Annotated in this window: 9 protein-coding genes; all 9 read left to right on the forward strand. The window is 55.8% G+C overall.

Annotated features, from left to right (window positions below; genetic code table 11):
- Positions 1 to 203: 203 nt before the first annotated feature.
- The 9 genes from NKG60_RS29060 to cysQ all read left to right on the forward strand — a co-directional run bounded on the left by NKG60_RS29060 (position 204) and on the right by cysQ (position 11,630).
- Positions 204 to 686, forward strand: a complete 483-nt coding sequence (locus NKG60_RS29060) for a hypothetical protein (protein ID WP_352493518.1) — start codon at positions 204 to 206, stop codon at positions 684 to 686.
- Positions 687 to 1,156: 470 nt separating this feature from the next.
- Entirely contained in the window at positions 1,157 to 1,966 is an 810-nt protein-coding gene (locus NKG60_RS29065) for a tyrosine-protein phosphatase (protein WP_352493517.1), read from the forward strand.
- Entirely contained in the window at positions 1,963 to 2,751 is a 789-nt protein-coding gene (locus NKG60_RS29070; protein WP_352493516.1) for a polysaccharide biosynthesis/export family protein, read from the forward strand. Before NKG60_RS29065 ends, NKG60_RS29070 begins: the two co-directional genes overlap by 4 nt.
- A 49-nt stretch (positions 2,752 to 2,800) precedes the next feature.
- Positions 2,801 to 5,185 (forward strand): GumC family protein, encoded by a 2,385-nt coding sequence (locus NKG60_RS29075; RefSeq protein WP_352976288.1) that lies wholly within the window; start codon positions 2,801 to 2,803, stop codon positions 5,183 to 5,185.
- Positions 5,145 to 6,332 carry a tetratricopeptide repeat protein gene (locus NKG60_RS29080; protein WP_352670392.1) on the forward strand — a complete coding sequence of 396 codons (1,188 nt, stop codon included), beginning with the start codon at positions 5,145 to 5,147 and terminating at the stop codon, positions 6,330 to 6,332. The genes NKG60_RS29075 and NKG60_RS29080 overlap by 41 nt, the downstream gene beginning before the upstream one ends.
- Entirely contained in the window at positions 6,329 to 7,645 is a 1,317-nt protein-coding gene (locus NKG60_RS29085) for an O-antigen ligase family protein (protein WP_352493513.1), read from the forward strand. Before NKG60_RS29080 ends, NKG60_RS29085 begins: the two co-directional genes overlap by 4 nt.
- Positions 7,646 to 7,985: 340 nt before the next feature.
- Positions 7,986 to 8,891, forward strand: coding sequence for a sulfate adenylyltransferase subunit CysD (cysD, locus tag NKG60_RS29090; protein ID WP_352493512.1), 906 nt, complete (start codon positions 7,986 to 7,988; stop codon positions 8,889 to 8,891).
- A gap of 2 nt (positions 8,892 to 8,893) precedes the next feature.
- Positions 8,894 to 10,831: a sulfate adenylyltransferase subunit CysN gene (gene cysN, locus NKG60_RS29095; protein ID WP_352976291.1), complete on the forward strand. Its 1,938-nt coding sequence runs from the start codon at positions 8,894 to 8,896 to the stop codon at positions 10,829 to 10,831.
- Between the two features lie 10 nt (positions 10,832 to 10,841).
- On the forward strand, positions 10,842 to 11,630 hold the full coding sequence (cysQ, locus tag NKG60_RS29100; protein WP_352869386.1) for a 3'(2'),5'-bisphosphate nucleotidase CysQ: 789 nt from the start codon (positions 10,842 to 10,844) through the stop codon (positions 11,628 to 11,630).
- The last annotated feature ends 322 nt before the right edge of the window (positions 11,631 to 11,952 follow it).

An 11,952-nucleotide genomic window follows, 5' to 3' on the forward strand; every position in this document is an offset into this window, starting at 1 on the left:
AAGCTGACCCTTGGTCGCAGGCGGAAGATGGTACATTTGAATCGACTAACAGTGTGTTCAATCGACCACACCGAAACCAAAAATTATCTCGCAATTGCGAAACGGGTTGGAATTAGCCCAAAAAGCTGGTACCCGCTTAATTTACTACCTAGACCTTGCGGCGGGTGGGCCTCAGGTAACGTGGGACAGAAGGATCGAAACGGATGAATGTTGTTTTCAAAAGTGCGTTGGCTGGATTTGTTGCCTTGGTCGGCCTCGCTCCTGTGTCGTCTTTTGCGCAGGATGCATCGTGCACTTGTGCAACTGCCTATCAGGGTGTGAATCCGATTGGATCGATCAAGCGCGTCAATGGCAACGTGATGGTCTCGCAAGTGGCAGGCTATGGTCCTGCGCAAGCAGGAGGCGCGCTGGATTTCGGCAGTCGCGTCGTGGTTGGCGCCAAGGGCTCGGCTTCAGTGAATGTCGGTGGCTGCAATGTCAGCGTCCCGGCTAACTCGACCCTCGATATCTCCCGTGTTGAGAACAAGATCTGCCTCAATGTTCTGGGTTCTGAGCACACTGCCCAAGCTGGTAATTCCACGGGTAATTCCAACAACAATACGCCACTCTTCATCTTTGGCGGCATGGCGCTTGGGGCCGGTATTTTGGCGGCGACGGCGGACAAAGATCACGGCGTTAGCAATTAAGTCTGAGTTGCGGTAACAGGGACGCTGCAGCAGACATGCGCGCGCCCCTGTTGTCTCGCCGCTCGCTGTGACAGAACCGCGTTGATGCGCACGCTGGTGTGTGGCCGGAGTGCGTGTCAAATCGCTCAGACCTAAGGCGGCATGCGAATGGCCTGGCTCGGTCGTTCGTTGGGCGAATTGACGTCTTTTCGACGATCAAAGTCGACCTCTTGGAACGGGGCATATGTGTAGCGCCGGACACGCGAGGCGTGGGGCTTTGCCATGCGTTAACTTTGTTGACCGGCGCTGTTATCTGTGGTGCAGTATCGGTCATCGACCAACATGATGACGACCCTGTCAACCATTAGCTCCGGTTCGGCATTCCTGTTGAGTAAGCTTGACAAATGCGTCATTCGCTGTCCTGCGAGTGACGCATTCATTTTTTTTGGAGATGACGTCGCTGCGCTGCTTCGTTGCAGTTACAAACGCTCATGATCGATCTGCACTCTCATATCTTGGCTGGCCTCGACGACGGCTCACCTAGCCTTGCCGAATCGTTGGAAATGGCCCGGCTGGCGGTAGCCGACGGAACGACCCATATGGTGTGCACGCCGCACGTCACACCGGGCGTGTATGAAAACGGAACGTCGAACATAGTCCGCGCAGTTAAAGAGTTGGACCAGGCGCTGCGCTACGCCGCGATACCGCTTGCTCTTTACGTGGGCGCCGACGTGCACATAGCGCCTGATCTTCCCGAACGATTGGCGGCAGGCAGTGTGCCAACTTTGAACAGGTCGCGCTATTTTCTGTTCGAACCACCCCATCATGTTTTACCTCCAAGAATGGAGGATCTTACTCTACGCCTCATAAACGCCGGGTTTATTCCGATCCTTACGCATCCTGAGCGTTTGACCTGGATCAAAACGAATTATGACGTTATCGAGAGGCTGAATGCAGGGGGCTGCCTTATCCAGCTTACCGCAGACTCGATTGTTGGTGCTTTTGGGCGCACGGCGCTTTATTATTCGGAAAAGCTGATTGACGAGGGCAGGGTGGACATTATTGCATCGGACACGCATAGCGCCACGCGCCGCCGTCCTGGACTTTCGCAGGCGGTTGCTGCTGCTGCCAAGCGATGTGGCGAAGACGAGGCTCACAATATGGTGTTGAAACGTCCAGGTGAGATATTGGCGAACCGACCCATCGAACCGGTCGGAAAGACACGTCCGAAGACATCGAGCGCCGGCAACACCGGCCGTTTTGGAGCATTTGGCCGCTTGTTCAAGGGCGGGACAGCATGATGGGCGTTTTTCGTATTGCAAAAAGCCCTATCGGCACCGTATTCGTCCTGTTTGCGTTGCCAGTAATGTCTGCGTGCACGAGCACCTCGTCAGCAACACCGTCCTCGTCGAGCTCGGTTGATGCGCTGCAGTTAGCGTCATCGTCGACGTCACTTTCAGGCGGTGGGGCTCTGAAGGTGGTAAAGGATCTGCCTGCGCCGCAAAACACCCAGAATGGCAGCGAACAGCCTTTATCACCGAACGACGTGCTGGAAGTGAACGTGTTTCAGGTCGACAATTTGAACAGAACGGTTCAAGTGGATTCTAGCGGCCAGATTTCGCTGCCGCTTATCGGCACCATTGCCGCAGCGGGGAAGACCGTCCGCCAATTGGAGCAGGAGATCGAAACCGCCTATGGCGCCAAATATCTGCAATCCCCTGATGTTTCGATTTTCGTCAAGGAGTCGATCGGGCAGCGCGTAACAGTCGATGGCGAAGTTAATAGGGCAGGTATCTATCCGGTATCGAGCAATTCTTCCCTCATCGACGCGATCGCCCTTGCTGGAGGATTCAATGCCGTTGGTGACGCAAAAAAGGTCTTTGTCTACCGCAATGTCGGCCCAAACATCTTGGTTGCTAATTACAATGTAGAAGAGATTCGCGGTGGCAAGGCCCGCAATCCGCGCATCTACGGTGGCGACAAAATTGTAATTTTTGCGTCGAAGTCGAAAATCGCAATGAACAATCTCAAGGACGCTCTCGGCGTTGCTTCAAGTGCAGCTAGAATTGGCGTACTGGTTCCATAGATGCTTTCCATCCAGCCCAATATAGGCAAACCTAGGATTATCTAGCGCTATGCTCGATCGCAACAGGCAGCACCAAATTGCTGGGCCCGGCAATAGCCAAGTCTTGTCCGCAGATGTCTATTATGATGGTGCGCAGAACTACAGCCCCTATGGCCGCGATTATTTGGAGGCGGAACAGAGATTTAATCCGCTGAAACTGTTGTTCTACGTTGTCCAGTATCGCTGGCTGATCGTAATGATGGCTGCCGCCGGGCTTGTCGCAGGCGTCATCGTTACCATGATGCAAACTCCAAAATATCAGGCAACAACCCAGCTAGAAGTCTTGGTTCCTTCTGCCAAGGTGTTCCAAGACATCGAGGTGGTTTCCGAGAACAGCGACGTGCGCGCATTTCTCACTGCCCGAGAAAAGCTGAGAAGCCGTGCGCTGGCTCAGCGCGTAGTGTTCCAGTTGGGGCTTAGCGAAAAGCCGGACTTCCTGTTTCCGACGCCCGATTTCTCGCCCGCTAACATCTTCTACCGCGCCTTCGGAGTTTCCAAGGCGCCGTCCATGGAGGAGAAAACGCCAGAGCAACGTGAGGCGATTGCGATTGATCGCGTTCTTAATGGCCTGACAGTCAACCTAGTCCCAAACACGAGTTTGTTGTCCATTACCTTCATCGATCAGAAGCCGAAATATGCAAGCGATGTGGCCAACCAGGTTGCGCAAAGCTTCATTGATCAGCGTCTTGATCAGACCAGCGAAACCTCCGACCTGGCCCGGCAGTTCATTCAGGAACAGGTCTTGCAGGTAAAACAAAAGCTTCAGAAATCAGAAGAGGAATTGGTCGCCTATGCGAAGGATGCAGGCATTACCGTAACAGGTGACGACAAGTCATTGATAGGTTCGAATATCGATGCCCTGAACACAGCGCTCGCGACTGCTATCCAGGACCGTCTCGATGCAGGGCGAGCGGTGGACCAGATCGACAAAGGCCGCGGCTCGAGCCTCGCGCCGGTCTTGGAAAGCGAAGGTCTGCAGAAGCTCAGCGAGAAGTTGGCGGATCTGACGAGCCAGTACCAACAAAAGTTGGGTATTTTGAAGCCCGGCTTTCCGGAAATGCAACAGCTTCAGTCGCAGATCAAAGAATTGCAAAGGGTCTACAACAACGGTGTTTTGGCGATCACAGATTCATTGCGCTTAAAGTATCAAGAGGCGCAGAGCAAGGAGGCGGATCTTAAGAGCAAACTCAATGAAATGGAAAAGCAGCAGGCCATCTTCAATGACAAAAATATCAAATACACCATACTAAAACGCGAGGTTGATTCGAACAGATCACAATATGACAGCCTTATCGCTAAACTGAACGAAGTTGGAGTCAGTTCGGAGCTCAAGACGCAAAGTGCTGCAATTGTTGACTTCTCGGCACTCCCTGAGCGACCATATTCTCCACGTCTCAGTTTAAACCTTGCTATTACTTTGGCGTTGTTCTTGGCCATATGTGCGTTGATTATTTATGTAATTGAGTTGTTGAACAACACCTTTACGAGTCCTGAACAGATTGAGAGAGAATTGGGGTTGGCAATGCTCGGCATCTTGCCGTACGTTGACGACCGAGAACTCGCAGCCAGCATCGCCGATCAGAAGTCAGGGCTGTCGGAGGCCTACCGCTCGCTTCGCACATCATTGCAGTTCTCAGGTGCGGAAGGCGCGCCGCGGTCGCTCGTCGTTACCAGTTCTGAGCCTTCGGAGGGAAAGTCGACGACATCGCTCAAGCTCGGCCAAGATTTTGCCGCCCTTGGCGCGAAAGTTCTTATTGTTGACGGCGATCTTCGGAAACCGAATCTACATCGCTTGTTTGGTCTCGACAACACGATTGGCCTCAGCAATCTGCTAACAAATACCGTTCGGAAGGACGATCTGGGGATCATATTCAGGGCGACGAAACATCCCAATGTGACCGTGATGACCTCAGGGACAATTCCGCCAAATCCTGCGGATCTGCTCTCATCACCGAAGATGGCTCTGATCTTAACCAATCTTGGCAAACGCTTTGATCTGGTCATCATCGATGCACCGCCGGTAGTCGGCCTCTCGGATGCCCCGATCCTCAGTAGGCTTGCCGAGGGTACATTGATGGTTATCTCTACTAGTCAGGTGACGCGCAAATCTGCCAAGACAGCCTTGAAGCGCCTGCGAGCTGCTGGCGCAAACGTGGTCGGAGCCGCGATGTCCAAGTTTGCGGTAAATAAATTCGACTACAACTATTCATACAAGTACATGAACTACCAATACTACAGCTACGGCACGGATGCGAATGCGTCAAAGATCGAGGGCAAAGTCGATGATAGAGCAAGCCAGCCCGCGCATGGGAAGTCTTCGGCGTTCAGTCGTCTGGTTCGTCGCATCCGTTCTAGTGTTGGCGGCTTCCTCGATCGGGCTAAGTCGATTTCTTGAAACCGAATCGCCTGCCATTTCTCTTTCACTTGATCCTTTGAACGTTGATGCGCTGATAGGTGACCTCACAAGCCAACTGAACGACAGGAATAATGCTCCCGATCTGGACCAGCTGCTTGTCAAGGCTAAGGGGGCGCTTGCCTTCGATCTGGGAGACGCTCGTCTATATAGCCTAATCGGAGAAATCAAATTCCGGCAGGGCGACAAGAACGGAGCCTACCAGCTCTTTCAGCAAGCCCGAGAACTTTCTAAGACAGAGATACATGCGCTGCAAAGATCCATTGATCGCCATGTGGAGACAGGTGATTTGGCGAAAGCCGTTGCTGAGATGGATATTTTGCTGCGGCGATGGCCGGATCAATTTTCAGTGGTCGCTGACGGCATACCAACGATTCTCGCAAATCCCGATGGCTACCAAGCCGTGCTGGCAGCCATTGCAGCGGAGGCGCCCTGGAGAGGCAGTCTATTTCTCTCTCTTAACGGGACTCCCGAAGGGCTCGACTTAGCAAATCGGCTGCTTCTGGATTTGACTGGGTCAGGCGCACCGCCGAAGCCCGGCGAACTGGCCGCCGCGATTACCGGCTACATCCGTCAGAAGGAATACGAGGCGGCATATCGACTGTTTCTTTTCAGTCTTACTGAAGAAGAACGAAAGCTCGGTGGGTACATTTACAACAGCACGTTCGAGCCTACGTTCGGCGGCAAGCCGTTTGATTGGCAGCTACAGGATCAATCAGGCTTGGAGGTCACTTTCGCGCCATCCAAGGATGCGGTGGAAGGGGAGGGCGGTGCCACTGTCCGCTTCTTGAACACACCTGTCAAAAACGCAGCTCTCCAGCAGTACATTATGCTGCCTGCAGGGTCGTACAAGATTTCGCTGATTGCTTCAGCGCGAAATTTGAAGCTTCCAAAGGATTTGTTCTGGTCTATCAGATGTGTTGACCCATCGGGAGAAATAGCGCGATTCAGCATCCCGGAGGGCACGTATAATCGCCAGAATCTCAATCAGGAATTTTCGGTTGGACCAAGTGCGTGTCCTCTTCAGTTGCTGAGGCTGCAGACTGCTGCCATTGCAGAGAGCTGGCGATTTCGATATGTCGGCACCTTGGTGATGCACAGATTGAACATTGAGAGACTTCCATCTTGAGCGACAGACCGTCTGAGTGGGATAAGTATCTTCTAGGTTCGGTCCTGTTTGTCTCGCTGCTGGTCGGCGGCGGTACCGCGAGTGGCCTCTACACGGACACCTTGATCGAGGTCGTTGCGATCGTTTCCGCGGCAGCCGTCTTTTCGCTCACCTCTGGGCAGAAAAGCCGCCGTTCTGTCCTGTGGCTGCTGATTTGCGCCGTGGCGTTGGTGAGTGTGCAAATCGTGCCCCTGCCTGGGGCAATATTCAATGGATTGCGGCCAGAGCTACTACTCGGAAATTCTTGGATTGGAGAAGATCGATTTCGCTTCATCAGCGTTGGTGTCGGCCGCACAGTTGAATGTCTGCTATATCTAGTGGCCGCAGCGGCGTTTTTTCTAGCCATATTGCGCCTACGTGCCGAGCAGCTCAGCGCGCTTCTTCCTTTTTTTTTCATGGGTGTTATCTGCAACGGACTAGCGGGCGCGATTCAATATTCCCTTTCCAATGACATCGCAATTGTCGGCCTCTTACCCTTTACCATTAACGCGGGGCTTTTTGCCAACTCGAACCATTTTTCAGCCTTGCTCTTCGTTTCAATCCCGTTCGTCGTCTATTACGGTCTGTTCCGCGGGCATCTTTTATCCGGATCGATCGGCTTGGTTGCGCTTTTGCTTCTACTTCTAGCAGCCGGTTCCCGCGCTGGTGCTGTGATCGGATTGGTGATCACAGTGTTGTCAGTCATCTTCCTTTCAGCCCGTTCTAGGGCGAGCGGGTTCAGTGTGCTTCTGGTTTTTGTCGGGCTGTCGATTTACACGATAGGCGCTTGGACCAAGATAGATTCACAGGTGCTTGATCCCGCTTTCGGACGAGCAGAATTTGCACGAACCACGATCGAAGGGATCAAAGACAATTGGGCGACAGGTGTTGGATTCGGGAATTTTCAAAACGTCTATCAGATCTATGAACGTGAAAGCATGATTTTCAAGCAATACGTCAATCATGCTCACAATGACTATCTTGAACTCGCCCTCGAAGGTGGAGCGCCCGCTATCCTGCTGATAGCAGGTTATTTCGTACTGCTTCTGGCTGCCTTGGCAAGAAGTCGCCGCAACCCGTTTCAGAAAGCGGCATTTCTCTCGGTTTCTTTTCTCCTGGTTCATTCCCTAGTCGATTATCCGCTGCGAACCGAGGCACTCGCAATGACCTTTGCGTATATGAACGCCATCCTCTTCCACAAAGGATTTGCAGAGCGCTTGAGTCCTAAGAGTGACATGATCGAGGTAGACCACAACGGTGGCAAGCTGCTAGTACCGATCGGAATTTCGTCTTAGCTCGTCGCCCCCGCTGGCTGTCAACTGATTGAGGCGGACCAATGTCGGGCAAGCGCCCTCGACCGCCAGCTCCGGGTCTCAGCCTCGGCAATAATTTCCTGTCCTACCTACGTGAAACAGCGTCATGAGCAGAAGTTTCCCGATTTTGCGAGCCACATGGAAAATTCATTCCCGAACCGTTCGGCCGCAAGCCTGTCTTGCATTGTTCTGGACCGGAACGTTCTGCTAGAACGCCCGCACGAGAATAGATTGTCCGGAAGTGCAGTTTGAATCGGGCGGCTGAAGGTCGCCTCCGATGCAGCCCCTTCCGTGGATCAGTACGAAAGAACGCTCGCCGTCCATGAACATCGCACTTACGCACCTTCAGCGGCTTGAGGCTGAATCCATCCATATTTTTCGCGAGGTGGCCGCAGCCTTTGCCAAGCCGGTCATGCTCTATTCGGTCGGCAAGGATTCGTCCGTGCTCATGCACCTGGCGATGAAGGCGTTCTATCCGGCCAAGCCGCCCTTTCCCTTTCTCCATGTCGACACGACCTGGAAATTCCGCGAGATGATCGCCTTTCGCGACCAGATGCAACAAAAGCTCGGCTTCGACCTCTTGGTCCATGTCAATGAAGACGGCGTGCGCGACAACATCAATCCGTTCGACCATGGCTCCAACACCCACACGCATGTGATGAAGACGGTGGCACTGCGGCAGGCGCTCGACAAATACGGGTTTGACGCAGCCTTCGGCGGTGCGCGACGCGACGAGGAGAAGTCGCGGGCCAAGGAGCGCATCTTCTCGTTCCGCAACGCCCAGCATGCCTGGGATCCGAAGAACCAGCGGCCGGAGATGTGGAAGATTTTCAACACCCGCATCGCTGCCGGTGAATCGATCAGGGTGTTCCCGTTGTCGAACTGGACCGAGCTCGACATCTGGCAGTACATTCTCCAGGAAGACATCCCGATCGTGCCGCTGTATCTGGCGAAGGAGCGGCCGGTCGTCGAGCGCGATGGCATGCTTATCCTGAGGGATGACGAGCGCATGCGACTGCGGCCCGGCGAAACAGTGGAGAACCGGATGGTGCGGTTCCGCACGCTCGGCTGCTATCCGCTGACCGGCGCGATCGACTCGGAAGCCGCCACTCTGGAGGCGATAGTCGGCGAAATGCTCACGGCGCGCACTTCCGAGCGGCAAGGTCGCCTGATCGACCGCGACGAATCCGGCTCGATGGAAAAGAAGAAGCGCGAGGGGTATTTCTGAGTATGCGCCACATCATGGCCAAGAGCCTCACCCCGACCGACGGCGTCCGCGACTATCTGGCGGCACAGGAACGAAAGTCGCTGCTGCGCTTCCTCACCTGCGGCTCGGTCGACGACGGCAAGTCGACGCTCATCGGGCGCCTGCTTTCCGACACCAAGCAGATTTTCGAGGACCAACTGGCCACGCTCGAGCGCGATTCGCGCAAGCACGGCACCACCGGCGACGACGTCGACTTCGCGCTGCTGGTCGACGGGCTCGAGGCCGAGCGCGAGCAAGGCATTACCATCGACGTCGCCTATCGCTTCTTTGCCACGCCAAAGCGCAAGTTCATCGTCGCCGACACGCCCGGCCACGAACAATACACGCGTAACATGGCGACGGGTGCATCGACCGCGGATCTCGCCATCGTGCTGATCGATGCCCGCCAGGGCGTACTGCGCCAGACAAGGCGGCATTCGATCATCGCCTCGCTGCTTGGTATTCGCCACATCGTGCTCGCAGTCAATAAGATCGATCTTGTCGGCTTCGACGAGGCGGTCTTTAACCGGATCGTGGCAGACTACGCGCAGTTCTCACGTGAGCTCGGCTTCCAGACGATCCTGCCCATACCGATGTCGGCCCGTTATGGCGACAACGTCACCGGCCGTTCCGACAGGACGGACTGGTATTCCGGCCCGACGCTCATTGAACATCTCGAAGCCGTCTCGGTCGAAGAGGCCGCGGTCGAATTGCCGTTTCGGTTTCCCGTCCAATATGTGAACCGTCCCAACCTCGACTTCCGCGGCTTCGCCGGCACCATCGCCTCCGGCTCGGTTGCGCCGGGCGACGAGGTGGTCGTCGCCAAATCGGGCAAATCCTCCCGTGTCAGGCGCATCGTTTCGCACGGCGGCGACCTTCAGCAGGCCATCGCCGGCCAGGCTATCACCCTTGTCCTCGATGACGAGGTCGAGGTCTCACGCGGCAATATGCTGGTATCGTCGGCGGCGCGGCCACAGGTCGCCGACCAGTTCGCCGCCAATATCGTCTGGTTCGACGAACATGCGCTGCTGCCCGGCCGCTCCTACATCCTGCGCACCGAGACCGACCAGACCAGCGCCACCGTGACCGACCTGAAATACCGCGTCAACGTCAACGATTTCGCCCATGAGGCGGCCAAGTCGCTTGAAATGAACGAAGTCGGCATCTGCAATATCTCGACGCGCTCGCCGATCGCGTTCGATCCGTTTGTCGAAAACCGCACCACCGGCGCCTTCATCCTGATCGACCGCATCACCAATGCCACCGTCGGCGCCGGCATGATCCTGCATTCGCTGCGCCGCGCCGAAAACATCCACTGGCAGTCGCTCGATGTCGGCAAGCGCGCGCGTGCCGATATGAAGAACCAGCGGCCGGCCGTGTTCTGGTTCACCGGGCTTTCGGGCTCGGGTAAGTCTACCATCGCCAATCTGTTCGAAAAGAAACTGTTCGCCACCGGCCGTCATACCTACATTCTGGATGGCGACAACGTCCGACACGGCCTCAACCGCGATCTCGGCTTCACCGACGCCGATCGTGTCGAAAATATTCGCCGCGTCGCCGAAGTGGCGCGCCTGATGGCCGACGCCGGGCTGATCGTCATCGTGTCGTTCATTTCGCCGTTCAGTGCCGAGCGGCGCATGGCGCGCGAACTGATGGCCGACGGCGAATTCATCGAGGTGTTTGTCGACACCCCCTTCGAGGAATGCGCCAGGCGTGATCCGAAGGGCCTTTATGCGCGGGCGTTGAACGGTGAGATCAAGAATTTCACCGGCGTCGATTCACCGTACGAGGTGCCGGAAAAGCCCGAAATCCATCTCAAGACACTCGGCAGATCGGCCGAGGAGATGGTGGACGCCCTGGAACACTGGCTGAACGAGCGGGACATTGCCGAAGACCAATATGAAAGCGGCGGCGGTATCTGACGACGAAGCGATGCTCGCCGTCTTCGAACACCTTGCCTTGGCGGCAGGGCGCGAGGTGATGCGCGTCTTTCGTGCCGGCTGTGCGGTCGACAGCAAGTTGGACAGCTCGCCAGTGACGGAGGCGGATCGCGAGAGCGAGAAGATCATCCTTGCCGGGCTGCGTGCCGCATTTCCCGAGATTCCGTGTGTGGCCGAGGAAGAAGCTTCGGCCGGCATCATGGCACCGGATCTCGGTGAGGCCTTCTTCCTCATCGATCCGCTGGACGGTACCAAGGAGTTCGTCAACCGCAGGACCGATTTTACTGTCAATATCGCGCTGGTCCGTCACGGCGTGCCGGAGATCGGCGTCGTCTTCGCGCCTTGCACCGGCCGCTTCTTTTCCGGCCGGCCGGGCAAAGCGGAAACGATCGAGATCAATGACGACTATGAAATCGTCGATCGCCAGCCGATTTCGGCAAGGGCCGGTACGGTGCCGCTGACCGTCGTTGCCAGCCGCTCCCACAACACGCCGGAAACCGACGCCTATATCCGCGCGCTTGGCGCTGCCGAGATCGTTTCGGTCGGCTCGTCGCTGAAATTCTGCCTCGTCGCCGGCGCCGAGGCGGACGTCTACCCACGCTTCGGCCGCACCATGGAATGGGACACTGCCGCGGGGGACGCGGTGCTACGCGCCGCCGGCGGCATGACGCGCACGCTGGATGGTCAGCCGCTAGCCTACGGCAAGCGCAACCAGAGCGACGATGAGGATTTCGCCAACCCGCATTTCATCGCAAGCGGCAAGGCTGCTAAATCTGGCTAGACGATGATTGCGCAGTTCCAAACCCGTACGAAAAGTGCGGGTATCAGCGTCTTATGGCAGCGACCTCAGATAATGCTCGAGGTCTGTAAAACATAAGATACGATCCTCATCCAGCCTGCAGTTGCGCGTGGCACGGCCGATTCGCGTCGTGGCCGCTTGATGCTGGGTGGCATTCACTCGGTGTATCCAAATTGCTATAAACCGATACACTTGAACGGCTATACGATCGAGTGATGAGTAAGCGCTGTTGTGGGACCACCTTTCGGGAGTGGTCGCGATCTGTGAGGTTGCCGATTCTGTATTGGGATCGGAGATCGGCTTG

This window comes from Mesorhizobium sp. M1428 (genome assembly GCF_040317515.1).
Taxonomy (GTDB): domain Bacteria; phylum Pseudomonadota; class Alphaproteobacteria; order Rhizobiales; family Rhizobiaceae; genus Mesorhizobium.